Genomic DNA, 23,797 nt, shown 5'->3' on the forward strand with positions numbered 1-23,797 from the left:
CAAGCAACGGCTGACCGGGGCCGGCTTTCCTATCATCCATCCCGGAGGGGTTCACCGCACCCCTCTCCCTTCGTCGGGGAATACGACATCATGAACATCAATCTTGAGGGCAAGATCGCACTCGTCACCGGCGCGTCGCGCGGCATCGGCTATTTCACGGCGCTGGAACTGGCCAAAGCCGGCGCCCATGTGATTGCCTGCGCCCGCACGGTCGGCGGGCTCGAGGATCTCGACGATGCGATCAAGGCCGTCGGCGGCACGGCGACGCTCGTGCCCTTCGACCTTGCCGACATGAATGCGATCGATGCGCTCGGCGGCTCGATCTTCGAGCGCTGGGGCAAGCTCGACATCCTCGTCGCCAATGCCGGCGTGCTCGGCGTCATTTCGCCGATCGGCCATATCGAAGCGAAAGTGTTCGAGAAGGTGATGAGCATCAACGTCACCGCGACATGGCGGCTGATCCGCTCGGTCGATCCGCTGCTCGCCCGTTCCGATGCCGGCCGAGCGGTCATCCTGTCTTCAGGCGCTGCCCATAAATGCCGCCCCTTCTGGGGCGCCTATTCTGCCTCCAAGGCCGCCGTCGAGGCGCTGGCGCGCACATGGGCGGGCGAAAGTCAAAGCACACCGCTGCGGATCACCAGCGTCGATCCCGGCGCGACACGCACCGCGATGCGGGCGCAGGCGGTCCCCGGCGAAGATCCGCAGACATTGCCGCATCCATCCGAAGTGGCGAAGGCGATCCTGCCGTTGCTCGGTCCCGGAGTAACGGAGACGGGCAAACTGTTTATGGTGCGGGAAAACAAGCTCGTCGATTACCGGCTGCCGGAATAGAAAGACGCGCGGCGCTATAGACGTCTCACTTCGCAGCAACGGCCGGGAACAGATGCGCCAGGCCCGTTTCCGACGGGCATAGGACGTTGAGATCCACCGGTCCCTGAATGCCGTCCAATGTGCCGTTATCGGCAAATTGCCAGATCGACCAACGGCTGCATTCTTCCTGCCTCGGCTCCCTGAACACGCTTCGCAGCCACAGGTAATGATCGGGGAAGCGGGATTCATTGCCTTTCAGATATTGATCGAAGAATTCCTGCGTGACGTAAAAGATAGGCTTTTCGGGAAAGGTGACTTTCAGTTCGGCGAAGAAGGCGCTCACCTCGGCCGCCATTTCCTCGAGCGTCGGGACTCTGTTGCAATTGCCGACAAACTCCAGATCGACGGCGATGGGCAGGGTTCCCTGCTCCTTCGGCACGGTCGCCAGGACATTCTGCGCCTGATCCCTGCCCGGGCGGCAGAAGGTGAAGAAATGATAAGCGCCCCTGACCACGCCGGCATCTCTGGCGCGCTGCCAGTTGTCGGCGAATTTGGAATCCCGATGATCTCCCCCTTCGGTCGCCTTCATGAAGGCGAAGCGGACATTCGCCTGCGTAGCGACCGCCTTCCAATCGATATCACCCTGGTGATGGCTGACATCGATGCCTTGGATCGGATAGCTGTCGAGAGAGGGATTGTTGAAGCGAAGCATCCCGAAATCGTATGCCAGATATGCCGCGAATGCGACCACCAGAATTGCAGTTGCTCCGATCGTCGATCGAGCCAGTTTCCGCATCCCTTCCCCCCAATTTTCGACAGCTTCTCATCTGGCTATGCGAGATTTGCGCCGCGAAAATGGCAGAATCGGATGGATGGATCCTGTTGCCGCCGATCGCTCTTCGTCCCCCTTGACCGGAAGCGCGAACCGGGCCATAAAACCCGCCATGAAAACGGTTATCTGCATTATCTGCCGGAAGATTATTCGCTAGCGCGAGCGCTGGCCCGGCCGTTTTCGTCTCCCAAATAGTCAAGATGCGAAACGCCCCGGTCCGCCGGTCGCATTATTTTTCTGATCGTGCCTTTGGGAGAGTGGAATGGACGCGACGCCGGAACTGAAGCTGTACAACACGCTGACACGGGAAAAATCGGTGTTTTCGCCGATCGATCCCGACGCTGTCCGCATGTATGTCTGCGGGCCGACCGTCTATGACTTCGCTCATATCGGCAATGCCCGGCCGGTCATCGTCTTCGATGTGCTGTTCCGGCTGCTGCGTCATGTCTACGGCAAAGACCACGTCATTTACGCCCGCAACATCACCGACGTCGATGACAAGATCAATGCGCGCGCACTTCGGGACCACCCGGGCCTGCCACTCAATGAGGCGATCCGCGCGGTCACCGAAAAAACCGAAACGCAATTTCACGCCGATGTCGCCGAACTCGGCTGCCTGGAGCCGGATTTCGAACCGCGCGCCACCGACAACATCGCCGAGATGATCGAGATGATCGAGAAGCTGATCGGTAACGGCCATGCCTATGTCGCATCGGGCGAAGTGCTGTTCGACACCAAATCCATGGCGGATTACGGTCAGCTTTCGAAGCGTCCGCTCGACGAGCAGCAGGCAGGTGCGCGCATCGCCGTCGACGCGCATAAGAAGAACCCGGGCGATTTCGTGCTCTGGAAACTGTCGAGCCACAACGAGCCCGGCTGGGAGAGCCCGTGGGGCCGCGGCCGGCCTGGATGGCACATCGAATGCTCTGCGATGAGCAAGCGTTATCTCGGCGATGTCTTCGACATTCACGGCGGCGGGCTGGACCTGATCTTCCCGCACCATGAAAACGAGATCGCCCAGTCGCGCTGCGCCCATGGTACCCAAGTGATGGCGAATGTCTGGATGCATAACGGGTTCCTGCAGGTCGAAGGCCGCAAGATGTCGAAATCCGAAGGCAATTTCGTCACCATCCACGAATTGCTGCACACGGATACTTTCGGCGGCCGCCAATGGCCGGGCCAGGTGCTGCGCCTTGCCATGCTGATGACGCATTACCGCGAGCCGATCGATTTCTCGATCAAGCGACTGGAAGAGGCCGAACGTCTGCTCGCCAAATGGCCGGCCACAGAAGCCGGCGACGCGGCGCCCGATGAAAGCGTGCTGAATGCGCTGGCGGACGATCTCAACACGGTGGCGGCGGTGCAGGCATTGCATGCACTGGCGCAGGCCGCCCATACGGATCCCGCCGTGGGCGCCACCTTTGCGGCAACGGCCGACCTTCTGGGCCTGCTGCCGAAAAAGATGGAGATCGACGAAGCCGTCGCATCGGCGATCGATGCGCTGGTCGCCATGCGTCTCGAAATGCTGAAGGCGAAGAACTTCACCGAGGCCGACAAGATCCGCGACGAACTGACGGCAAAGGGTATCCAGCTGAAAGACGGCAAGGATCCGGTGACAGGCGAGCGCGTGACGACGTGGGAGGTCAAGAGATGACCACCTACACCGGCGGCTGCCAATGCGGGACGATCCGTTTCCGGGTCAGCGGGGACATCAAGGATTCGTCGATCTGTCATTGCCGCATGTGCCAGAAGGCGTTCGGGGCTTATTATGCGCCGCTGGTCTCGGTGCGCGGTGCCGATTTCGAATGGACCCGCGGAGAGCGGAAAAGATTTCGCTCTTCCAATTTCGTCGAGCGCGGCTTCTGCGGCGATTGCGGCACGCCGCTCACCTACGAAGCGCCGGATGGAATGGCGATTGCCGCGGGCGCCTTCGACGATCCTTCGGCGTTTCCGCCGCTGGTCCAATTCGGCGTCGAGGGCAAGATCGGTTTCGTCGATCATCTGCACGAATTGCCGGGGCACAGGACGGAGGAGGATGTGCAAGCCGCTCCCTTCCTGCTCGAGCTTGTCTCCTACCAGCATCCAGATCATGAGACGCAGGCATGCCCCCCCAAGGAGCTCGAATGACGACGGAAACGGACAAAAGCGGCGGGTGCCAATGCGGGGCGGTGCGTTACCGCGCCAAAGGCGAACTCGGCTATCCCCATCTTTGCCATTGCCGCATGTGTCAGAAGGCGGCCGGCAATTATTTCATGCCGCTGGCCGGCGTGAAGCGCAGCGATTTCACCATGACGCGCGGCGCGCCAAAATGGTTCCAGTCCTCGGATCTGGTGCGGCGCGGTTTCTGCGGCGATTGCGGCACGCCGCTGTTCTACGACATTCCGGGCGAAGACTTCATCAACCTCACGCTCGGCTCGCTCGACGAGCCCGACGCGGTCAGGCCGGTGGCGCAATCGAATACCGGCCAGAAGATGTCCTGGTTTCATGCGCTGGACGGCCTGCCGCTCGAACCGGAGCCTGAGACGCCCGACCGCGAGAATGCGATCGCGGCGAGCAATCATCAGCACCCCGACCACGACACGAAAAGCTGGCCTTTCGGAGAGACCTCATGACGGACACGATCAAGACAGGCGGATGCCAGTGCGGCGCCGTGCGCTTCCGCATCTCAGGCAAGTTGGGGCGTCCCTCGATCTGCCATTGCCGCATGTGCCAGAAGCAGTTCGGCGGCTTTTTCTCGGCGCTCGTCACCGCGCCTGAGGAAGGCATGGAGTGGACGCGCGGCGAGCCGAGCTACTTCCAGTCCTCGGTCAATATCGATCGCGGCTTCTGCAGCAATTGCGGCACCCCGATGACCTATCGTCATCCGGGCGGACTGGAGCTTGCGATCGGCACCTTCGACGACCGCAGCGACCTCGCACCGCTGATCCAGGTCAACTACGAGGCCCGCCTGCCCTGGGTCGAGGAAATCTTCAAGGCGCCGGTGCTGAAGGATCAGGATTTCTACGCCCGGCAGGAGGCGATCATCTCCTTCCAGCATCCCGATCACGACACAGAAGTCTGGCCCGCGAAAGGCGTGAAGATATGACCGAGATCCTGCGCACGCTCTATCCGGAAATCGAACCCTATGCGTCCGGCCATCTCGATGTCGGCGATGGCCATGTGATCTATTGGGAGCGCTCCGGTACGCCTGGCGCCAAGCCCGCCGTCTTCCTCCATGGCGGTCCGGGCGGCGGTTTTTCGCCCGCACACCGCCGGCTTTTCGATCCCGCGCTTTACGACGTCATGCTGTTCGACCAGCGCGGTTGCGGCAGGTCGACGCAGCATGCGGATCTCAATGCCAACACGACCTGGCACCTCGTCGCCGATATCGAGCGGCTGCGCGAAATGGCCGGCGTCGACAGCTGGCAGGTGTTCGGCGGCTCCTGGGGTTCTACGCTGGCGCTCGCCTATGCCGAGACGCATCCGCAGCACGTGTCCGAGCTCATCCTGCGCGGTATCTACACGCTGACCAAGGCCGAGCTCGACTGGTACTATCAATTCGGCGTCTCGGAAATGTTCCCGGATAAGTGGGAGCGCTTCATCGCTCCCATTCCGCCGGAAGAGCGGCATGAGATGATGCATGCCTATCATCGCCGCCTGACGCACGAGGATAGGAAGGTGCGCCTCGAGGCCGCGCAGGCCTGGAGTATCTGGGAAGGCGAAACGATCACGCTGCTGCCCGAACCTTCGACGAGCGGCAAGTTCGAGGAGCCGGAATTCGCCTATGCCTTTGCGCGCATCGAGAACCATTTCTTCGTCAATGCCGGCTGGATGGACGAGGGACAGCTGATCCGCGATGCCGGCAGGCTCAAGGATATTCCCGGCGTCATCGTGCATGGCCGCTACGACATGCCCTGCCCGGCTAGATATGCCTGGCAGTTGCACAAGGCCTGGCCGAAGGCGGAGTTCCATCTGATCGAGGGTGCGGGCCATGCCTATTCGGAGCCCGGGATTCTCGATCGGCTGATCCGGGCGACGGATCAGTTTGCCGGGAAGGCATAAGCCACACCGTGAAGCCCCCCTCACCCTAACCCTCTCCCCGAGGGTAGAGGGGACAAGGCGAACGACGTGGCTACCCTTCTCCCCTCGGAGAGAAGGTGCCCGTAGCGCGGATGAGGGGGCATCCGCACGACAGAAACAACACCCGCTTGGCGGGAGGAAACGACATGAAAGAACGCATCTATCTCTTTGACACGACGCTCCGGGACGGGCAGCAGACGCCCGGCATCGATTTCTCCGTCGAGGATAAGATTGCGATCGCCGCCATGCTGGACGAGTTCGGCCTTGATTATGTCGAGGGCGGATATCCCGGCGCCAATCCGACGGATACTGCCTTCTTCGGCGAGAAGCGCACCAGCCGGGCCAGTTTCGTCGCCTTCGGCATGACGAAACGGGCAGGCATTTCGGTGTCCAACGATCCCGGCATTGCGGGGCTCTTGCAGGCCAAGAGCGACGCCATCTGTTTCGTCGCCAAGAGCTGGGACTATCACGTCGCGGTGGCGCTCGGCTGCACCAATGAGGAAAACCTCGAATGCATCGGCGAAAGCGTCAAAGCGGCGGTCGGCGCCGGCAAGGAGGCGATCGTCGATTGCGAGCATTTCTTCGACGGCTTCAAGGCCAATCCGGCCTATGCGCTCGCCTGCGCCAAGACGGCCTATGAGAGCGGCGCACGCTGGGTCGTGCTCTGCGATACCAATGGCGGCACGCAGCCCCCGGAGGTGCGGGCGATCGTCGAGGCGGTGATCGCCTCGGGTGTTCCCGGCCACTGTCTTGGCATCCATGCACATAACGACACCGGCCAGGCGGTCGCCAATTCGCTTGCCGCAGTCGAAGCCGGCGTCCGGCAGATCCAGGGCACGCTGAACGGCATCGGCGAGCGCTGCGGCAATGCCAATCTGGTGACACTGATCCCGACCTTGGCGCTGAAGAGCGCCTACAATACACGTTTCGAAACGGCGATTGACGAGGAGCGGCTGCTCAACCTCACCCGGCTCTCGCATGCCTTCGACGAGTTGCTCAACCGCTCGCCCGATCACCAGATGCCCTATGTCGGCGCTTCCGCCTTCGCCACCAAGGCCGGCATCCACGCCTCGGCGCTGCTCAAGGATCCGCGCACCTATGAACATGTGCCGCCGGAAAGCGTCGGCAATTTCCGCAAGGTCATGGTGTCGGACCAGGGCGGCAAGGCAAACTTCATCAATGCGTTGAAACGGCGCGGCATCGAGGTCGCCAAGGACGATCCGAAGCTCGACCTGCTGATCTCGATCGTCAAGGAACGCGAGGCGACGGGCTATGCCTATGAGGGCGCGGATGCGAGCTTCGAGCTGCTGGCGCGCCGCACGCTCGGCACGATCCCCGAATTCTTCACCATCGACGGCTTCCGCGTCATGATCGAGCGCCGCTTCGACAGTCTTGGCCGTGTGAAGATCGTCTCGGAAGCGGTGGTCAAGATTACCATCGACGGCCAAACGCTGATGTCGGTTGCCGATGCCGAAGGTCCCGTCAACGCGCTCGACCTCGCGCTGCGCAAGGATTTCGGCAAGTACCAGCACGAGATCGACGATCTGGTGCTCGCCGATTTCAAGGTGCGTATCCTCAATGGCGGCACGGAGGCGATCACCCGCGTGCTGATCGAATCCACCGACAGCGACGGCGTGCGCTGGTGGACGGTCGGCGTCTCGGAGAACATCATCGACGCTTCGTTCCAGGCGCTGATGGATTCAGTCATCTATAAGCTGATGAAGAACCGGCAGCTGGCGGGCAAGATCGCGGCGGAATAAGTCTATTCCGCCGGTTCGGCGACAAGACCCATCCAAATACCGTTCGTCCCCTTCGGGCGTCGCCGCGGCCAATGCCGGCCGGCGTCTTGCGCTTCAGATCTTCTCACCCTTCATTCAACGAAATGAATTGGCCTATTCACGGCGCTTAAGCTAGGCCGGATCAGAAGAAGAACAAAGATGGAAACACCGATGTCGACCGATGCATCCCTTCCGTTGGCCAAGAACGAAGACAGTCCGCGCGGGTTCGCCTTCGCGCTGACGGCCTATCTGCTCTGGGGCTTCCTGCCGATCTACATGAAGGCGGTGGCGCATATTTCGCCGGCCGAGGTGATCGCCCATCGCATCGTCTGGTCGCTGCCGCTGGCAGGCCTAGTGCTGGTCGTGCTCGGACGCACCGGGGATATCCGTGCCGCGCTCCGCTCGCCGCCCATGCTGGCGATGGGGGCGCTGACGGCGTCGCTGATCACCGTCAACTGGGGCACCTATGTCTGGGCGATCGGCGCCGGCCATTCGCTCGATGCGGCGCTTGGCTATTTCATCAATCCGCTGTTCAGCATCTTTCTCGGCGCGGTGATCCTCAAGGAAAAGCTGCAGCCGCTGCAGATGGCGGCGATCGGACTGGCAGCCCTCGCCGTCGCCGTTCTCGCGCTGGATAGCGGCGGCATCCCGTGGGTGGCGCTGACGCTGGCAATCAGCTGGGGTTTTTATGCCCTGCTGCGCAAGACGCTGCCGCTCGGGCCGAACCAGGGCTTCTTCCTCGAAGTGCTGATCCTGAGCGGCCCGGCCCTGCTCTATATCCTCTATCTCGAATTCGGCAGCGGCCAGGGTCATCTCTACCGCACCGGCCTCGCCGACACGACCCTGCTGCTCGGCTGCGGCGTCATCACCGCCGTGCCGCTGATGATCTATGCGAACGGCGCCAAGCTCCTGAAGCTCTCGACGATCGGCATCATGCAGTATATCGCGCCGACAATGATCTTCCTGATCGCGGTTTTCGTCTTCCACGAGCCACTCGGCACGGCGCGCATGATCGCCTTCCCGCTGATCTGGGCGGGGCTGTTCCTCTATAGCTGGTCGATGCTGAAGGGGAGCCGCGGACGCTGAAGCGCCAAATGGCGTCGCGTCAAACCGGAGTCACGCGACGCGCTTCAGGTCTTTGTTCTATGCATGCCGTTGTCCCAAAACCGCTGGGGCGACCTGCATTGAAACCCTACATCTTCGAAATCACGTCCTCCTCGCCGTCACGATCGGCGGCGAGCTGGGCTGCCTGGGCCATGATCGCCGGGATGATGCCGGAGATCTCGTCGACGACGAGCGGCTGAACCCGGTGGGCGGTGTGCAGGAAGCCCTCTTCGGTCATATGGCGCATCAGTTCCATCATCGGATCCCAGAAACCGTTGATGTTGGCGAAGACCATCGGCTTCTCGTGGCGGCCGAGCTGCGCCCAGGTCATGATCTCGACGATCTCCTCCAGCGTACCGATGCCGCCGGGCAGTGCGACGAAAGCATCGGAGCGCTCGAACATGGTGTGTTTGCGCGCGTGCATGTCAGGGGTTACAATGAGTTCGTTGAGCTGACCGAGCGAGTGGCGAGTCGCTTCCATATCGATCAGGAATTCGGGAATGATGCCCGTCACCTGACCGCCGCCTGAAAGAACGCCGCTCGCAACCGCGCCCATGATGCCTTTGGTACCCCCGCCATAGACGAGGCGCAGGCCGTATTCGGCGATCTCTCTTCCGAGAGCACGCCCGGCCGCCATGTGGGAAGGATCGCGTCCCGGCCTTGAGCCGCAGTAAACGCAGATGGATCGAATCGATACAGATTGTTCGGTCATAGAGGCAAACAACTATTCCATTTCAATGCAGTCAAGAAAATTGACTGAAAAGCAGCATGCCTAGCTTGCCTAATTGCTTTGAATGCTTGTGAAAAGCAACGGGAATCGCTAGCAATTTTGGTTACTACGGCAAATTGCCGCCTTGGGAGACATAATGATGAAGAACCGTGCCGGCTTGCTGGCTCTTGCAGTCCTCGTAATCGCAATCCTATTGATGGTGTTTTTCGTCATGCCGCGCATCGGCGGCGATGCAACCAAGGTCGGCGACGCCATCAACCAGGCAAGCACGGAGCTCAAGAACACGGTCAACGAGGCGGCAAAGACATCACGCTCCACCATCGCCGACACGGCTGCGGTCGCCGATAAGGTGGGTCGTCTTTCGGCCGATGCCGGCGTGTCGCTCAGCGAGCTCAAGGCGCTGTTCGCCGATGGCAAAGGCCCCGCCATCGATGCCTTCACCGCCGCCAAGACCAAGGCCGTCAACGCATTGACGGCACTTGCCGATTTTGCCATCCCCGAGGGTCTCGATCCCGCGACCCAGACCCTTGCCGCCAAGGCCAAGGACGGCGGCGCAAAGGCGCTCGCCATCGTTCAGTCGCTGCCCGAGAACATCGCCGATGCGTCTGCCGCGGTCGCCAGGGCCGAGGCCGCGCTGACCGGTGCGCCCGAGCCCGCCCCAACTGCGAATAATGCGGCGGCGAATACCGGACCGAAGCTTCCGGCTTTCGACGTCTTGCGCGTCGAACCCGACGGCTCGACGGTGATTGCCGGCTCCGCCGAACCGAACGGCAAACTCGAGGTGCTCGACGGCGAAAAGGTGGTGACGACGGCTAATGTCGATGCGAGCGGCGATTTTGCCGCCGTCCTCGACGATCCGCTTCCAGCCGGCGACCACCAGCTCGTGCTCAAATTCACGGACAAGGACGGCAAGAGCACGCTTTCCGAAGAGGTCGCGACCATATCAGTGCCGAAGGACGGCAATGGCGCCAACCTGCTCGCCATGGTCTCCAAACCCGGCGCGGCGAGCCGGATCATCACCGCGCCGAAGGCCGGAACCGAAGTCGCCGATGCCTCCAATCCGGCGGCGCCGCCTGCGGACAAGCCGGCGGGCGAAACCGCGGCTGCGCCGACCGGCGAGCTGGCGCTGCAGACGCCTGGTGTCACCGACACCTCCGGCGGCACGGATACGGCACCGGCCACTCCCGGCACGGCCGCACCTGACAAGACGACTGCGCCCGATGTGATGGTCAATGCCGTCGAGATCGAGGGCAACAAGATCTTCATTGCCGGCACGACGCGCTCCAATGCCAAGGTCATCGGCTATGCAGACGACAACCTCATCGGCCAGGACACGGCCGGCACCGACGGTCATTTCGTCATCGACGGCGTGGTGGCGCTTTCGGTCGGCGACCACAAAATCCGCGTCGACGTCGTCGACCCCACAGGGAAAGTGATCGTGCGCGCGGCGGTGAATTTCAATCGCCCGGCCGGCGATCAGGTGAGGGTCGCGGCGCAATCGGTCCCGGCCGATGCGAGTGGCGCCTCCTCGATGGTGCCGCTCGACGAAGGCGAGCTCGGCAAGCTCAAGGCCGAGGCCGGCAAGGCCTTCGGCCTGCTGAAGGGGCTGTTTGCCGACGGCAAGCTGCCTGGCGCCGAACAGCTTGCGGCGGCGCGCTCGGCAACGGAATTCGCGCTGCGCTCCGTCGCCGACTTCCGCCCGGCGGCCGATGCCCCGGACGCCTTCAAACAAGCCTCCGGCTCTTCGTCGCAGGTCGCCGGCAATGCGCTGAAGCTGCTGCAAAGCCTGCCCGGGGATGCGAAGTCCGTCGGCGCCGCACTCGACAGGCTGGGCGGCATGATTGCCGAACTCACCGCTGCACCCGCTCCGGCGGCACCCACTGCAAACGACATCGGCAGCAATGAGCCGAAGACGATCGAACAGGCGCCGCTGACGGCAAACAACGCGGCGGTCATCATTCGCCGCGGCGACACGCTGTGGCAGATCTCACGCCGCACCTATGGCCTCGGCGTGCGCTACACGACGATCTACATCGCCAACGAAGACAAGATCATCAATCCCGATCGCATCCGCCCCGGCCAGATCTTCGGCCTGCCGAAGGATGTGTTGCCGAATGCCGAAGAGCTGCACCGCAAGCGTCTTTCCGGTCAGCGGCTCTAAGCTCCAACAACAACATGACGAGGCCGGGCGGGATAACCCGCCCGGCTTCTCTTTTCCTGAAGCCCGCACGTGTTGTATTCGTCCGCGCGGCACCCTATCTGGCGGCTGCGGGTTGTGGGAAACGCCTTCAGGCACATTCCGATTCCGCGCTTTGCCGGCATCGAAGCGCCGCTACGACGGTACATTTCGTCCGGGCTGGAGATAAGCATGGCAAACGGCAAGACAGTCTCGGAATCCAATCTGCTGCGCACACTTCTCAACCTCTGGCCCTATATGTGGCCGGCCGGCCGAAGCGACCTCAAGATGCGCGTCGTCTGGGCCTCGGTCTACCTGCTGATCTCCAAATTCGTATTGCTGCTGGTTCCCTATTTCTTCAAGTGGTCGACCGATGCGCTGAACGGCAGGATGGATCTTGCCGGCTCCGTGCCGCCGCTCTTTGCCGGCGCCATCGCCCTTGTCATCGCCTACAACATCACCCGGCTGATCCAGCTCGGCCTCAACCAACTGCGCGACGCGCTCTTTGCCAGCGTCGGGCAACATGCGGTGCGCCAACTCGCCTACAGGACCTTCGTGCACATGCACGAACTGTCGCTGCGCTTCCATCTCGAGCGCAAGACCGGCGGGCTTTCGCGCATCATCGAGCGCGGCACCAAGGGCATCGAGACGATCGTACGCTTCACGATCCTCAATTCGGTCCCAACCGTCATCGAATTCCTGCTGACGGCGGTGATCTTCTGGTGGGGTTACGGTTTCTCCTATCTCGCCGTCACCGCCTTCACCGTCTGGGCCTATATCTGGTTCACGATCCGCGCATCCGACTGGCGCATCGCCATCCGCCGGTCGATGAACGACAGCGATACCGACGCCAACACCAAGGCGATCGACTCCCTCCTCAATTTCGAGACCGTCAAATATTTCGGCAATGAGGAAATGGAGGCAAAGCGCTTCGACAAATCGATGGAACGCTACGAAAAGGCGGCGACCGATGTCTGGACCTCGCTCGGCTGGCTGAACTTCGGCCAGGGCGTCATCTTCGGCATCGGCACGACTATCATGCTGGTGCTGTCGGCACTGGCGGTGCAGCGCGGCGAGCAGACGGTCGGCGATTTCGTCTTCGTCAATTCGATGCTGCTGCAGCTTTCCGTGCCGCTCAACTTCATCGGCTTCGTCTACCGCGAAATTCGCCAGGGGCTGACCGACATCGAGCAGATGTTCGACCTGCTCGAGGTGAAGTCCGAGGTCAAAGACGCACCCGATGCGAGCGAGCTCAGGATCGGCCAGGGCGCAATCTCTTTCAAGGACGTGCACTTCGCCTACGATCCGGCCCGTCCGATCCTGAAGGGCATTTCCTTCGAGGTGCCGGCCGGCAAGACGGTCGCCGTCGTCGGTCCGTCGGGTGCCGGCAAATCGACGCTGTCACGGCTGCTCTATCGTTTCTACGATATTCAGAGCGGCGCGATCACCGTCGACGGCCAGGATATCCGCACGGTGACGCAGAAGAGCCTGCGCTCTCATATCGGCATGGTGCCGCAGGATACGGTGCTCTTCAACGACACGGTCGCCTACAACATCCGCTATGGCCGCACATCGGCCAGCGACGGCGAGGTCTTTGCGGCGGCCGAGGTGGCGCAGATCGCGCATTTCATCGAAACGCTGCCCGAGGGGTTCGAAACCAAGGTCGGCGAGCGTGGGCTCAAACTTTCCGGCGGCGAGAAGCAGCGGGTGGCAATCGCCCGCACCATCCTCAAGGCGCCGCCGATCCTGATCCTCGACGAGGCGACGTCGGCGCTCGACACGACGACGGAGCGGGAGATCCAGACGGCGCTCGACGTGGTCTCGAAGAACCGCACGACGCTTGTTATCGCCCACCGGCTTTCGACGGTCATCAGCGCCGATGAAATCATCGTGCTCAAAAGCGGCGAGATCGCCGAGCGCGGCACACATGCCGCCCTGCTCGAAAGGAACGGCCTCTATGCCTCGATGTGGAACCGCCAGCGCGAGGCGACACAGGCGGAGGAACATCTGAAGCAGGTGCGCGAAAGCGACGACATGGGCGTGATCACGCGGCTTGCTCCGGCAAGCTGAACCTGGAAACCGGCGCCGGCCGGCTTTTGTTGTTCAGAACCCCGGCATGGGAACCAGGGCCAGGGCCACAGCATTGCCCCGGAGACGGTTTTTCGCTAACCAGCAAAAAACGACAACGCAAGGAGACCGGCAGCATGAGCCTGTTCAACACGGTTCGCAACACGATCGTCCCCGTGCACAAGGAGGGTTATCCCTTCGTTGCCGCCTTCTTCGTCGCATCGCTGGTCTTGGGCTGGATCTTCAAGCCGCTCTTCTGGATCGGCATGATCTTCACGCTGTGGTGCGCCTATTTCTTCCGCGATCCGGAGCGCGTGACCCCGCAGGACGACGATCTGGTGATCTCTCCTGCCGACGGCAAGGTCTCGGCGATCCAGATGGTGACGCCGCCGGCCGAGCTCGACCTCGGCTCCGAGCCGATGCTGCGCATCTCGGTCTTCATGAACGTCTTCAATTGCCATGTGAACCGGGCGCCAATGCGGGGGCGGATCGTCAGCATCAACTACCGCCCCGGCAGCTTCGTCAACGCCGAACTCGACAAGGCGAGCGAGGACAATGAGCGCAACGGACTGGTGATCGAAACCCGCCACGGCCAGATCGGCGTCGTGCAGATTGCCGGCCTGGTGGCGCGGCGCATCCTCTGCTGGGCGAACCCGAACGAGCCGGTGGATGCCGGCGAGCGCTTCGGGCTGATCCGTTTCGGCTCGCGACTCGACGTGTTCCTGCCCGCCGGTGCGGCACCACGCGTCTCGCTCGGCCAGACGGCGGTTGCCGGCGAAACCGTGATTGCCGAATTCGCCTCCGCCAAGGGTCCTGTCATCAGCCGCCGCAGCTAAAGCGGTTCAGCTTTTCACGGAAGCGACCGCTGGGCAGCCTTGCTGGAATTGCTTTAGGAACGATTGGAACGCGATATGGAAACGCCTTTTCCGCCTTTCGAGCCCAATGGGCCGGATGATTCCGCCCGCGGCCCGCGTCTGCGCGAAATCCCGCTCCGGCTCGTCTTTCCGAACCTCATCACCATTCTGGCGATCTGCGCCGGGTTGACCGGCATCCGGCTGGCTTTCGAGAATCGTTACGAGCTCGCCGTCGCCATGGTGCTGCTCGCCGCCTTCCTCGATGGCATCGACGGGCGCGTGGCGCGGCTGATGAAGGCGACCTCGAAGTTCGGCGCGCAGATGGATTCGCTTGCCGACATCGTCAATTTCGGCGTCGCGCCCGCCCTCGTCGTCTATGTCTTCGCCCTCGACCAGGCGCGTTCGCTCGGCTGGATCGCCGCCCTGATCTATGCGATCGCCGCCGGACTTCGCCTTGCCCGCTTCAACGTCATGTCAGAACGCGAGAACAAGGCGAGCTGGCAATCGGAATATTTCGTCGGCGTGCCGGCGCCGGCCGGCGCCATGCTGGTGCTGCTGCCGGTCTATCTCGGCTTCCTCGGACTGGCAACGGACCGCACCTTCGCCTATCTCTCGTCGATCTACACGGTGCTGATCGCCTTCCTGCTGATCAGCCGGCTGCCGGTCTGGTCGGGCAAATCGGAAGGCAACCGTCTGCGGCGCGATCTCGTGCTGCCGATGATGCTCGGCGTCGTGCTCTATGTGGCGCTGCTGATGAGCTACACCTGGGAGGTAATGGTCTTTACCGTTGCCGCCTACCTCGTTTCGCTTCCCTTCGGCGCACGGAAATGGCAGCGGAAATACGGGACCCTGACGATCGAGGAACCCGGCGTCGGCGACGACGATATCGGCCGGCACATCTGATCTTCGAGCATTTCCGGATTTCTCCAAATGACGGAAATGCTTCTTTTCCTTCATTCTCAGCTATCCCCGGGAAAGCAGGCGCTTTATCCCGGTGAAAACCGTTGCGCGCTTTTCCCCAGAAAACCGCTTTCGCGCTTTTATTGGAACCGCTCCCTTCAGTAAGTATTAACCAACGTAGGCTTCAGTTAAGCCTCGCGAATTATGGTCGGCGTTTACAAATCCTGATAAGCTACGCCCCCGTTTTGTCGCTATTCGTGACCAAACATCAAACCATAAAATACCCAGGGAAGAACCACGTAAGGAGAGTATCGTGACTTCGAAGAAGAGCAGTACCGGCGAACAGCAGGCGTCCAAGCCAGACCTCGCCGCCAACTATCGCCCCGTCGGCCTGAAGGCTGTTGCCGCAGCATCGCTGATGGCAAAGCATAAGCCGACCAGCGTCAAGAAATCCGCTTGAGGCGGAAGACTTCAAATTGGGATTATGCGTGCTTTCGGGTTACATGCGTTAGGCACCGCTGACGAAGTGAATGACGAGGCGATCGCCGGAAATCTCCTAACAACGCTCTGGCGACATAAGCACAACCCGAAAAACCTGATGGACGAAGCGACGTGACGCCGCCGCTGATGTGAGATGTCGGCGCCGATAGGCCGCCGGCGGCCCTGAACATCTTAGGATATCGTTCAGAAGAAGCTGAGTTGGCCGTCTTCCGGCTTTTGCTTCTCGGGCGCCCTCAGCGGCTTTTCGATGACGACCGGCTGCTGCAGGTCCGGCCCCATATTGGCAACCTTGTTGACCTTGTCGGAGACCGGGACGGCTTCAAAAAAATCATCCTGAACGGGCTGCATCAGGTCGGCCACGTCGCGTGGTTCTTGCGTCTTGCAATCGAGCCAGCGCGAGAAATCCTCAGGTCTGATGACGACAGGCATGCGATCGTGGATCGCCGATATGCCTGAATTGGCCGATGTCGTCAGGATCGCGCCGGTATCGACCTCGGAGCCGTCGGCCGAGGACCATGTCTCCATCAGCCCGGCAAAGGCGATGACCCCGCCCTGGCGCGGCCTGATCCAGTAGGCCTGCGGCCGCTCGCCGCTTTCCTTGGACGGGCGATGCCATTCATAGAAGCCGGAGGCCGGAATGAGCACGCGGCGATGGCGCATGGCGGCGCGGAAGGAGGCTTTGCCGATCGCGGTTTCGGAGCGCGCATTGATCAGCAGCGGGAAATCCTTCGGGTCCTTGACCCAGCCCGGCGTGAGACCCCAGCGCACGAGCACGGCGCGCCGGTCGGGCAGATTGCTGCCCTGCTCCCTGCCCTCGCCCGCGATGACGACGAGGATCGGCTGCGTCGGCGCAATATTGTAGCGCGCCGGAAAATCGTCGAGATCGAGACCGGAGAAGAAATCGCGCAGGTCGCCGCGGGAGCTTGTCAGGGAGAAACGTCCACACATCGGCGTGTTTTTGCACCCAGCTCGTGTCCGGTCAAGGCGCCTCAACCTCTCGGCGCGAAGAGGATGAGGCTGGCGCCGGCAAGGCAGATCAGCGCGCCGCCGATGTCGTAACGGTCCGGCACGCGGCTCTCAACCAGCCACAGCCAGAGCAGCGAGGCGAGGATGTAGATGCCGCCATAGGCTGCGAAGGTACGGCCGGCGGCCTCGCTCGGAACCAGCGTCAGAAGCCAGGCGAAAAGCGCCAGGGAGACCATGCCCGGCGCCAGCCACCAAGCGGGCTTTTCGAGCTTCAGCCATGCCCAGAAGGCAAAGCAGCCAGCGATCTCGAAGAGAGCGGCAAACGCAAAGATGATGTAGGTCACGGAAGCACCTTTCGAATCCCCGCCGCACTCTTCATCCGATAAGATGGGCGATCACAGCAAGAGCAGGCCCGATGACATCCACCGCCAAACCCGGCTCCGCCGCCATTCTCGAACGTGACGGACGATTCCTTCTGGTGTTGCGACGCAACCCGCCTTCAGCCGACATGTATGCCTTTCCCGGCGGACGTGCCGAACCCGGCGAAACGCCGGAGGAAACGGCATTGCGGGAATTCCGCGAGGAAACCGGCATTTCCGCTCGCAATCCGCGGCTGTTTTCGACCTATGACCTGAAGACGCATGCGGCCGACGGCAGCATCAACAGCCATTTCCTGCTGTCGGTCTTTCGCGTCGACGCGGATCGCGACGCGGTGGCGGAAGCCGCCGACGATGCGGCCGCCCTCGGTTGGTACACGGTGGAGGAAATCCGGCGGCTGCCGGTTCCGCAGAGCGTGCTCGAATGCGCGGAGCGGCTTTCGCGCGGCGAATAGAAGTGGAAACTTTCAGGCACGCCTTGTTGCCGTCATGCTCAGCGTATCAACTACGAGCATGATTCCCGTTCGACGCGTTTTCCTGGCCCTGCTCGTGCTCGCCGGCCCCACGATGGCGCAGGGCAAGAATACGCCGCCTCCACAGGAGGAGGAAATTGCGCCGCCGCCTGCTGTAGCCGTGCCCTATGATGACAAGCTGGCGCGGCTCGCCGAAGTGCTGGGATCGGTGCATTATCTCAGAACGCTCTGCAAGGCGGCGGGCGGCGACGAGTGGCGAGACGGCATGCAGCAACTGCTCGATTCGGAGACCGGCAACGAACCGCAGCGCCGGGAAAAGCTCACAGCGGCCTTCAATCGCGGCTATCGCACCTTCGCCTCGGTCTATACGGATTGCACCCCGGCGGCCATCGTGGCAGAAGAGCGCTACCGTAACGAAGGTGCAACACTCGCCACAGAAATTACCTCGCGCTTTGGAAATTAACCTTAAATTAACCTGTTTTCGCATGCGGACGTGTCGTTTTGGGAAAAGGCTGTTAGTGTTGTTAACGGTGCAGTAAGACATGAGAAGTTCTGAGGAAAAAACAATGGAAGCAAGCCTCAACGACATCGACGACATGATCGTCCACGAAAAGATGCAGGCGGCTCTGGAGTACCAGAACGAGGCTTGGGCCGACGGCATGGCCGACGGAATCGAGCCTGAAATCATCGCTGATGCAGCCATTGCGCATGCGCTGCGCGAGACGATCAGATTGCATGGGGAAAACAGTGCCGAAGCCCTGCTGGATTCGCTGCGTGAGCGCATGCTTGCCGGCGAATTCTCCGCGAACCGCACCCTGCAATAACGACCAATCAGAGAGATTGATGCGCCCCGGTAAAGAGAAAATTTCGCGAACTCCCCTCGCGCCGGTGCTGCTTGCGTTCAGCCTCGCCGTCGGCAATGTTCTCCTCGCGCCGGCAGCCTATGCGCTTTCCGAACTGCACAAGATCCCGGGCCAGGCGGCCAACGACACTCCGCCCGCGCAGGGAAACGCTCAGGGACAGAGCCAGCCGCAAGGCGGGACCACTCCCGGTGTTCCGATGGCTGATCCGCTGGTCAACAGCCAGAACAATCAGGGTGTCGACAAGACGCCCGGCGCCCAGGATGCTTCCAAGCCCGTCGAGGTGATCTACGATATCGGCAAGGTGCCGGAGCCGGTTCGCAAAATGCGTGAGCAGATCGTCGAGGCGGCCGCCTCCGGCGATCTCGAACGGCTGCGGCCGCTGATGGGCACCGGCGCCGAACAGACGCAGGTGACGGTAGGCGAGCCGACCGACGATCCGATCGGCACGCTGAAGGATCTTTCAGGCGATCCTGACGGAGACGAGATTCTTGCCATCATGCTCGACATCGTCTCGACCGGTTTCGTGCATGTCGGCCAGGGCACAGCAGACGACATGTATGTCTGGCCCTATTTTGCCGAGAAGGATCTGAAGTCGCTGACGCCGCCGGAGCGCGTCGAGCTGCTGCGCATCGTCACCGCCGGCGATCTCTCCGACATGCAGGAGTTCGGCGGATATAATTTCTACCGCCTCGGCATCACACCTGCGGGCAAATGGAAATTCTTCACGGCGGGCGACTGACACCCCGTCTCACTTGCGCCTTTCACATCTCGCATGGCGCTTGCGATCCACCTCATGAAGACATACCTCTGAGCGATGACCAACGCGACAGGTTCCGCCATGCCAGCCGTATTCCTGAAAGACCGCTCATTGCTTCTCGTCAGCGGTGCGGAAGCCCAATCCTTCCTGCAGAACCTGATCACCACCGATATCACCTCGCTCGGCGCCGACGAGGCGCGGCCCGGGGCACTGCTGACACCGCAGGGCAAGATCCTGTTCGACTTCATGATCTGGCAGGACGGCGACGGCTACAGGATCGAAACCGATGCCGGCCAGCGCGACGGCCTGCTGAAGCGGCTGACCATGTACAAGCTGCGCGCCGCCGTCACACTTGCGCCGAGTGCCGAAGAGGGCGTCACCGTTTCCTGGGATGAGGACGCCGACGGCAGCCAAGGCGTCCGAGACAGCCAAGGCGTCCGGGATAGCCGCTTTGCCAAGGCCGGCGTCACGCTGATCCGACGTCCCGGCAAACATGGCGACGGCCAGGAAGCGCTCTACGACGCGCTGCGCATCAGCCACGGCATCGTTACATCGGGATCGGACTTCGCCTTGCAGGACGCCTTCCCGCATGACGTGCTGATGGATTTCAACGGCGGCCTCTCCTTCCGGAAAGGCTGCTATGTCGGCCAGGAGGTCGTCTCGCGGATGCAGCACCGCGGCACCGCGCGCCGGCGCGTCGTCACGGTGTCCGCCGCAACAGCCTTGCCGGAGACCGGGACGGAGATCACCGCCGCCGGCAAGCCCGTGGGAACGCTCGGCTCCGTCGAAGGCGGCCATGGGCTTGCGATCGTGCGCATCGACCGCGCCGGCGCCGCGATGGCGGCAGGCACGCCGCTGCTCGCCGGCGAAACGCCTGTTTCCCTCGTCCTGCCGGCATGGTCCGGCCTTGTCTTTCCCGCCAGCGCCGACGAGGCCAGCGCGTGACAACGGCGAAAACTCCGCGCGCCTGGCAACGCATGCTGTCCGGGCGCAGGCTCGACCTGCTCGACCCCTCGCCGCTCGACGTCGAACTCGCCGACATCGCCCATGGGCTTGCGCGCGTTGCCCGCTGGAACGGCCAGACCTCAGGCGATCATGCTTTTTCGGTGGCCCAGCACAGTCTCGTCGTCGAGGATATTTTCCGCCGCTTCAACGACGCGCGGCCGCAGGAGTGCCTGATGGCGCTGTTGCATGATGCACCCGAATATGTGATCGGCGATATGATATCGCCGTTCAAATCGGTGGTCGGCGGCGGCTACAAGACGGTGGAAAAGCGATTGGAGGCCGCCGTGCACCTGCGCTTCGGCCTGCCACCGCACCCCTCGCGCGACCTCAAGGACCGGATCAAGAAGGCCGACGCGATCGCCGCCTATTTCGAAGCGACGGTGCTTGCCGGCTTCACGCCCGCCGAGGCGCAGAAATTCTTCGGCCAGCCACGCGGCATCAGCAAGGACATGCTGATGATCGAGCCCTTGCCGGCGATCGAAGCGCAGCGGTTGTTCTGCGAGCGTTTCGCGGCGATCGACGCCGAGCGGGAGACGGTATCGTGAGCTTCATCGTCGTCTCGCCGCTGGCCCGCATCGCGGAAATGGCGGTGCGCCACAAGGCGCGCGACATGATCAGCCTGATTGCCAAGGAGCAGGCCTTTCACCGGCCGGGCGTGATCGCGGCCGATCGCCATCTGACGCTCGGTATGAACGACATCGCCTTCAAGGGCACCGGCAATCTCGTAGCGCCTGACGAGACGCATGTGCGCGGGATTATCGACTTTGCCGCCTCGTGGCGGCAGGAGACGCCGCTGCTCATCCATTGCTGGATGGGCGTGTCGCGATCGCCGGCCGCAGCCCTGATCGCCGCCCTGTCGCTGGCACCGGATCAGAGCGAGGGAACGCTTGCCCGCCGGCTGCGGGCCGCCTCGCCTTTCGCAACACCGAATACCCGGCTGGTCGAGATCGGTGACGCGCTGCTTGACCGCGGCGGCCGGTTGGTCGCGGCGGTGCGGGCGATCGGCCGCGGTGCCGATGCCGACGGCAATGCGCCCTTCGTGCTTGATATCCGGGACACCGCCTGCGGTTGACGCTGCCGCCAGCCGCTCCATCTAGCCCCCGACCAAGCACAACGACAGGGCCAGATCATGGAACAACAGGCAGCCGATGTCCTCCTCGCCACGCAAACCGCACTCAGCCAGGCAAGCGCGCTGGCGGTGCAGTATTCCTTCTCCGTCCTCGGCGCGGTGATCCTGCTTGTTCTTGGCTGGGCGCTTGCCGGCTTTACCAGCCGCTGGGCCTATGAAGGCCTGTCGCGTGTCCGTGGCATAGACGAGACGTTGGCGCGATTCTTCACCAACGTGCTGCGCTATGCGCTGCTCATCCTGGTGTTCATCACCGTCCTCGGCCAGTTCGGCGTCCAGACCGCCTCGATCATCGCGGCACTCGGCGCAGCCGGCCTCGCGATCGGACTGGCGCTGCAAGGGACGCTGCAGAATATCGCTGCGGGCATCATGCTGTTGATCCTCAGGCCGTTTCGCGTCGGGGAATATATCGAAACCAGCAGCGTGGCCGGCACGGTGCGCGAAATCGGATTGTTTGCGACCGAACTCAGGACCGGCGACGGGCTCTACCGATTGGCGCCGAATTCGACGCTCTGGAACACGCCGATTACCAATTTCAGCCGCGAGCCCACGCGGCAGAACGATGTGAAGATCAAGGTCGCCTATGAGGATGATATCGATCTGGCGATGGGGACGCTGATGGGCCTCGCCAAAGCCGATTCGCGGGTGCTGCCATCACCGGCTCCCAGCGTCTTTATCGACAGCATCGCTGACGGCGCGATCTTCGTAACGCTGCGCTACTGGGCAAAGACCGGCGACTGGTGGTCGCTCAGCCGTGACATGGTGAAGCGCGTGAAACTCGCCTTCGACGAGAAGGGTCGTCCGGCCACGCTGTCGGATACCTCAGACGCAACACCGACAAAGAAGTCCAACGGCAGGACGGCGGCCGAAAAGCAGGCGGCGACACGGCAATGAAAGGTTACAGCGCGCCTTGTCGTTCAAGACGTGCAAATAACGATGTAACACCTTGAATTTGTGCATAATTTTGCCCTTGAATCGATCCGATCAAGGAGTTGCCCCGTGGATTATTGGATGACGCCGCAGGACAGTCTTTCCCCGGCATCCCCCGAGGGCTGGCTGCGATAATCATCGGAATTGGCATGCACCATCAAGGCGCGGCCGCGAATGCCGTCGGTCTTGTCGTCGAGCGTGACCATGCTGTCGAAGATCTGCGCCCGGAGCACCCCGTCCTGCCCGACATATTGATTGGGCATATCACCGGCGTGCGGCCCCTTGGCGGCAAGGATGCCGTGCTCGGCCTTGCCAGGGTTGAAGTGGCCGCCTGCCGACTCGTGATGGGTCGCGGCGTCGCATCGGCCGGTCTCATGAACATGGAAGGCCACCCATTTGTTCGCCGGCAGCCCCGATATCTCGACTTCGATCAGCACACCGCCAGTGGCGGCGGCCGTCAGCTGGGCGCGGCCGTCTTCCTTGCCGTCCTTGCCGACGAAATTGGCGACCGCCGTCTGCTTGTCCTGAGCCGCCGCCGGCAATGCGACCGCAAGCAGGCTCAGAGCGGCGATGGTGCGCATGGCTTTCATGGAGATCTCCTTCCATTCGGTTGTCCTCCTGAACGTGTCAAACCGGAAGGTGTTCCTGACCGAGGAAGATCGAACGAAGAAGACGGAACGAGAAAAGCCGGCCAAACGGCCGGCTTGCAGATCACCTGGATCGGGATGCCGTTCAGGCGACGGCGTCGAAATCGAACTGGCCGTAGGTCTTGCGGTAGAGATCCTCGGGCTGATCGCCCGTTGTCGGCGCGGTCTGCTGCAACGGATAGGAAACGGCGATGCTGCTTGCCGTGCCACTGTCACGCGTGTCCATCATCAGCGCAATCAGGCTGCCGGAAAACTTCGGCTGCGTCTCGCTGGCCTTGTCCTCTTCGAGGAGCTCCTTGATGATGCCGGGCTTCTTGTCGGCGGCACGTTCGCCGCGGCTGAGTACGCCATCGCCATTGGCATCGAGCCGCGAAAGCGTCGCCAGATATGCATATGAGGTGTCTGAAACGGATGTGGTGCTGGTCATACAAACCTCCATTCACCGCCTTTTGCCGGTGGTGTTTGTACGCAATACGAAGGTGGAAAATCACTGTTGACTCGGTGGTTAAACTGATTTGCGCAGTGCGTCAATAAGTTGTTAACTTCTCATTAACGATGATTGACAAACGTTAACGGAACGCCTCGGTACAGGCTTCCGCCAGCGTCAACGGGCCGATTTTCTCCGTATTTCAGCGATTTTTCACATAAAAAACAAACGTCTATCGCGTCAACGCCGCTGCTGCACTGCAACCGAATATTAATCCGGCCCGTACAAAATGGGCGTCACAAGGCACCACCCAGGCGTTCAGCTTATAAAAAATCAATTTTAGAGGTTTCCCAACGCAATGAGGTACGTTCATCAATGAAGACGACCATGCCGTCGCAGCCGTCTCGCAAGATGT

Annotated in this window: 27 protein-coding genes; 21 read left to right on the forward strand and 6 right to left on the reverse strand. The window is 62.0% G+C overall.

The window, feature by feature from the left end:
* The first annotated feature begins 90 nt into the window (after positions 1–90).
* A complete protein-coding gene (locus EEQ99_RS14745) occupies positions 91–831 on the forward strand; it encodes an SDR family NAD(P)-dependent oxidoreductase (RefSeq protein ID WP_028756960.1) in 741 nt (246 codons plus the stop codon).
* Between the two features lie 25 nt (positions 832–856).
* Here the strand turns inward: EEQ99_RS14745 and EEQ99_RS14750 are convergent, their stop codons facing one another.
* Complete coding sequence (locus tag EEQ99_RS14750) at positions 857–1,606, reverse strand: glycoside hydrolase family 25 protein (RefSeq protein WP_028756961.1); 750 nt, start codon at positions 1,604–1,606, stop codon at positions 857–859.
* A gap of 298 nt (positions 1,607–1,904) precedes the next feature.
* Here EEQ99_RS14750 and cysS point away from each other — a divergent pair, with 298 nt between their 5' ends.
* From cysS to rarD, 7 genes are all read left to right on the forward strand, one after another.
* On the forward strand, positions 1,905–3,296 hold the full coding sequence (cysS, locus tag EEQ99_RS14755) for a cysteine--tRNA ligase (protein ID WP_127430666.1): 1,392 nt from the start codon (positions 1,905–1,907) through the stop codon (positions 3,294–3,296).
* Positions 3,293–3,769 carry a GFA family protein gene (locus EEQ99_RS14760; RefSeq protein WP_063474253.1) on the forward strand — a complete coding sequence of 159 codons (477 nt, stop codon included), beginning with the start codon at positions 3,293–3,295 and terminating at the stop codon, positions 3,767–3,769. The genes cysS and EEQ99_RS14760 overlap by 4 nt, the downstream gene beginning before the upstream one ends.
* Complete coding sequence (locus tag EEQ99_RS14765) at positions 3,766–4,254, forward strand: GFA family protein (RefSeq protein ID WP_063474252.1); 489 nt, start codon at positions 3,766–3,768, stop codon at positions 4,252–4,254. The genes EEQ99_RS14760 and EEQ99_RS14765 overlap by 4 nt, the downstream gene beginning before the upstream one ends.
* Positions 4,251–4,727 carry a GFA family protein gene (locus tag EEQ99_RS14770; RefSeq protein ID WP_028756965.1) on the forward strand — a complete coding sequence of 159 codons (477 nt, stop codon included), beginning with the start codon at positions 4,251–4,253 and terminating at the stop codon, positions 4,725–4,727. Before EEQ99_RS14765 ends, EEQ99_RS14770 begins: the two co-directional genes overlap by 4 nt.
* Positions 4,724–5,683 (forward strand): prolyl aminopeptidase, encoded by a 960-nt coding sequence (pip, locus tag EEQ99_RS14775; protein WP_127430667.1) that lies wholly within the window; start codon positions 4,724–4,726, stop codon positions 5,681–5,683. The genes EEQ99_RS14770 and pip overlap by 4 nt, the downstream gene beginning before the upstream one ends.
* A gap of 164 nt (positions 5,684–5,847) precedes the next feature.
* The gene (gene cimA / locus EEQ99_RS14780) at positions 5,848–7,461 is read left to right on the forward strand and encodes a citramalate synthase (protein WP_047616297.1); all 1,614 of its coding nucleotides are present in this window, start codon (positions 5,848–5,850) and stop codon (positions 7,459–7,461) included.
* A gap of 189 nt (positions 7,462–7,650) precedes the next feature.
* Positions 7,651–8,565, forward strand: coding sequence for an EamA family transporter RarD (gene rarD / locus EEQ99_RS14785; RefSeq protein ID WP_127430690.1), 915 nt, complete (start codon positions 7,651–7,653; stop codon positions 8,563–8,565).
* 106 nt (positions 8,566–8,671) lie between these two features.
* Here the strand turns inward: rarD and EEQ99_RS14790 are convergent, their stop codons facing one another.
* Entirely contained in the window at positions 8,672–9,295 is a 624-nt protein-coding gene (locus EEQ99_RS14790; protein WP_080759971.1) for an LOG family protein, read from the reverse strand.
* Positions 9,296–9,449: 154 nt separating this feature from the next.
* Here EEQ99_RS14790 and EEQ99_RS14795 point away from each other — a divergent pair, with 154 nt between their 5' ends.
* From EEQ99_RS14795 to EEQ99_RS34620, 5 genes are all read left to right on the forward strand, one after another.
* Positions 9,450–11,474, forward strand: a complete 2,025-nt coding sequence (locus EEQ99_RS14795; protein WP_047616293.1) for a LysM peptidoglycan-binding domain-containing protein — start codon at positions 9,450–9,452, stop codon at positions 11,472–11,474.
* Positions 11,475–11,681: 207 nt separating this feature from the next.
* Complete coding sequence (locus EEQ99_RS14800) at positions 11,682–13,559, forward strand: ABCB family ABC transporter ATP-binding protein/permease (RefSeq protein ID WP_047616292.1); 1,878 nt, start codon at positions 11,682–11,684, stop codon at positions 13,557–13,559.
* Entirely contained in the window at positions 13,457–14,392 is a 936-nt protein-coding gene (locus EEQ99_RS14805) for a phosphatidylserine decarboxylase (protein ID WP_280178078.1), read from the forward strand. The genes EEQ99_RS14800 and EEQ99_RS14805 overlap by 103 nt, the downstream gene beginning before the upstream one ends.
* 75 nt (positions 14,393–14,467) lie before the next feature.
* Positions 14,468–15,313: a CDP-diacylglycerol--serine O-phosphatidyltransferase gene (pssA, locus tag EEQ99_RS14810; RefSeq protein ID WP_048338675.1), complete on the forward strand. Its 846-nt coding sequence runs from the start codon at positions 14,468–14,470 to the stop codon at positions 15,311–15,313.
* A 310-nt stretch (positions 15,314–15,623) separates the two neighbouring features.
* The gene (locus EEQ99_RS34620) at positions 15,624–15,770 is read left to right on the forward strand and encodes a hypothetical protein (protein WP_164735938.1); all 147 of its coding nucleotides are present in this window, start codon (positions 15,624–15,626) and stop codon (positions 15,768–15,770) included.
* 224 nt (positions 15,771–15,994) lie between these two features.
* Here the strand turns inward: EEQ99_RS34620 and EEQ99_RS14815 are convergent, their stop codons facing one another.
* Together EEQ99_RS14815 and EEQ99_RS14820 are read right to left on the reverse strand one after the other, a co-directional pair.
* Positions 15,995–16,759, reverse strand: a complete 765-nt coding sequence (locus EEQ99_RS14815) for an SOS response-associated peptidase (protein ID WP_097542971.1) — start codon at positions 16,757–16,759, stop codon at positions 15,995–15,997.
* Positions 16,760–16,800: 41 nt separating this feature from the next.
* Complete coding sequence (locus EEQ99_RS14820; RefSeq protein WP_047616284.1) at positions 16,801–17,121, reverse strand: YnfA family protein; 321 nt, start codon at positions 17,119–17,121, stop codon at positions 16,801–16,803.
* Between the two features lie 71 nt (positions 17,122–17,192).
* Here EEQ99_RS14820 and EEQ99_RS14825 point away from each other — a divergent pair, with 71 nt between their 5' ends.
* From EEQ99_RS14825 to EEQ99_RS14860, 8 genes are all read left to right on the forward strand, one after another.
* Positions 17,193–17,609, forward strand: coding sequence for an NUDIX hydrolase (locus EEQ99_RS14825; RefSeq protein ID WP_127430668.1), 417 nt, complete (start codon positions 17,193–17,195; stop codon positions 17,607–17,609).
* 34 nt (positions 17,610–17,643) lie between these two features.
* Positions 17,644–18,090: a TIGR02301 family protein gene (locus tag EEQ99_RS14830; protein WP_063474246.1), complete on the forward strand. Its 447-nt coding sequence runs from the start codon at positions 17,644–17,646 to the stop codon at positions 18,088–18,090.
* 103 nt (positions 18,091–18,193) lie between these two features.
* Positions 18,194–18,451, forward strand: a complete 258-nt coding sequence (locus EEQ99_RS14835; RefSeq protein ID WP_047616277.1) for a hypothetical protein — start codon at positions 18,194–18,196, stop codon at positions 18,449–18,451.
* A gap of 19 nt (positions 18,452–18,470) precedes the next feature.
* Positions 18,471–19,229, forward strand: a complete 759-nt coding sequence (locus tag EEQ99_RS14840) for a hypothetical protein (RefSeq protein WP_047616275.1) — start codon at positions 18,471–18,473, stop codon at positions 19,227–19,229.
* A gap of 99 nt (positions 19,230–19,328) precedes the next feature.
* Positions 19,329–20,192, forward strand: coding sequence for a CAF17-like 4Fe-4S cluster assembly/insertion protein YgfZ (gene ygfZ, locus EEQ99_RS14845; protein WP_097631121.1), 864 nt, complete (start codon positions 19,329–19,331; stop codon positions 20,190–20,192).
* Positions 20,189–20,797: an HD domain-containing protein gene (locus EEQ99_RS14850; protein ID WP_047616273.1), complete on the forward strand. Its 609-nt coding sequence runs from the start codon at positions 20,189–20,191 to the stop codon at positions 20,795–20,797. Before ygfZ ends, EEQ99_RS14850 begins: the two co-directional genes overlap by 4 nt.
* A complete protein-coding gene (locus EEQ99_RS14855) occupies positions 20,794–21,324 on the forward strand; it encodes a tyrosine phosphatase family protein (RefSeq protein ID WP_063474244.1) in 531 nt (176 codons plus the stop codon). The genes EEQ99_RS14850 and EEQ99_RS14855 overlap by 4 nt, the downstream gene beginning before the upstream one ends.
* 57 nt (positions 21,325–21,381) lie before the next feature.
* Positions 21,382–22,272 carry a mechanosensitive ion channel family protein gene (locus EEQ99_RS14860; protein ID WP_063474243.1) on the forward strand — a complete coding sequence of 297 codons (891 nt, stop codon included), beginning with the start codon at positions 21,382–21,384 and terminating at the stop codon, positions 22,270–22,272.
* Between the two features lie 110 nt (positions 22,273–22,382).
* On the opposite strand, the gene EEQ99_RS14865 is transcribed toward EEQ99_RS14860, so the two are convergent.
* Positions 22,383–22,898: a superoxide dismutase family protein gene (locus tag EEQ99_RS14865; protein WP_063474242.1), complete on the reverse strand. Its 516-nt coding sequence runs from the start codon at positions 22,896–22,898 to the stop codon at positions 22,383–22,385.
* 142 nt (positions 22,899–23,040) lie between these two features.
* Positions 23,041–23,394, reverse strand: coding sequence for a hypothetical protein (locus tag EEQ99_RS14870; RefSeq protein ID WP_174824458.1), 354 nt, complete (start codon positions 23,392–23,394; stop codon positions 23,041–23,043).
* Positions 23,395–23,797 lie beyond the last annotated feature (403 nt).

It is taken from the genome of Rhizobium anhuiense, assembly GCF_003985145.1.
GTDB classification, from domain to species: Bacteria; Pseudomonadota; Alphaproteobacteria; order Rhizobiales; family Rhizobiaceae; genus Rhizobium; species Rhizobium anhuiense.

Coding starts and splice junctions, on each gene's coding strand:
- ygfZ (WP_097631121.1), top strand. CDS start 19,329: ATGCCAGCCGTATTCCTGAAAGACCGCTCATTGCTTCTCGTCAGCGGT.
- EEQ99_RS14815 (WP_097542971.1), bottom strand. CDS start 16,759: ATGTGTGGACGTTTCTCCCTGACAAGCTCCCGCGGCGACCTGCGCGAT.
- EEQ99_RS14860 (WP_063474243.1), top strand. CDS start 21,382: ATGGAACAACAGGCAGCCGATGTCCTCCTCGCCACGCAAACCGCACTC.
- EEQ99_RS14760 (WP_063474253.1), top strand. CDS start 3,293: ATGACCACCTACACCGGCGGCTGCCAATGCGGGACGATCCGTTTCCGG.
- EEQ99_RS14840 (WP_047616275.1), top strand. CDS start 18,471: ATGCGCCCCGGTAAAGAGAAAATTTCGCGAACTCCCCTCGCGCCGGTG.
- rarD (WP_127430690.1), top strand. CDS start 7,651: ATGTCGACCGATGCATCCCTTCCGTTGGCCAAGAACGAAGACAGTCCG.
- EEQ99_RS14750 (WP_028756961.1), bottom strand. CDS start 1,606: ATGCGGAAACTGGCTCGATCGACGATCGGAGCAACTGCAATTCTGGTG.
- EEQ99_RS14870 (WP_174824458.1), bottom strand. CDS start 23,394: ATGGAGGTTTGTATGACCAGCACCACATCCGTTTCAGACACCTCATAT.
- EEQ99_RS14790 (WP_080759971.1), bottom strand. CDS start 9,295: ATGACCGAACAATCTGTATCGATTCGATCCATCTGCGTTTACTGCGGC.
- pssA (WP_048338675.1), top strand. CDS start 14,468: ATGGAAACGCCTTTTCCGCCTTTCGAGCCCAATGGGCCGGATGATTCC.
- EEQ99_RS14865 (WP_063474242.1), bottom strand. CDS start 22,898: ATGAAAGCCATGCGCACCATCGCCGCTCTGAGCCTGCTTGCGGTCGCA.
- EEQ99_RS14830 (WP_063474246.1), top strand. CDS start 17,644: ATGCTCAGCGTATCAACTACGAGCATGATTCCCGTTCGACGCGTTTTC.
- cimA (WP_047616297.1), top strand. CDS start 5,848: ATGAAAGAACGCATCTATCTCTTTGACACGACGCTCCGGGACGGGCAG.
- EEQ99_RS14835 (WP_047616277.1), top strand. CDS start 18,194: ATGGAAGCAAGCCTCAACGACATCGACGACATGATCGTCCACGAAAAG.
- cysS (WP_127430666.1), top strand. CDS start 1,905: ATGGACGCGACGCCGGAACTGAAGCTGTACAACACGCTGACACGGGAA.
- EEQ99_RS14770 (WP_028756965.1), top strand. CDS start 4,251: ATGACGGACACGATCAAGACAGGCGGATGCCAGTGCGGCGCCGTGCGC.
- EEQ99_RS14800 (WP_047616292.1), top strand. CDS start 11,682: ATGGCAAACGGCAAGACAGTCTCGGAATCCAATCTGCTGCGCACACTT.
- pip (WP_127430667.1), top strand. CDS start 4,724: ATGACCGAGATCCTGCGCACGCTCTATCCGGAAATCGAACCCTATGCG.
- EEQ99_RS14745 (WP_028756960.1), top strand. CDS start 91: ATGAACATCAATCTTGAGGGCAAGATCGCACTCGTCACCGGCGCGTCG.
- EEQ99_RS14825 (WP_127430668.1), top strand. CDS start 17,193: ATGACATCCACCGCCAAACCCGGCTCCGCCGCCATTCTCGAACGTGAC.
- EEQ99_RS14795 (WP_047616293.1), top strand. CDS start 9,450: ATGATGAAGAACCGTGCCGGCTTGCTGGCTCTTGCAGTCCTCGTAATC.
- EEQ99_RS14765 (WP_063474252.1), top strand. CDS start 3,766: ATGACGACGGAAACGGACAAAAGCGGCGGGTGCCAATGCGGGGCGGTG.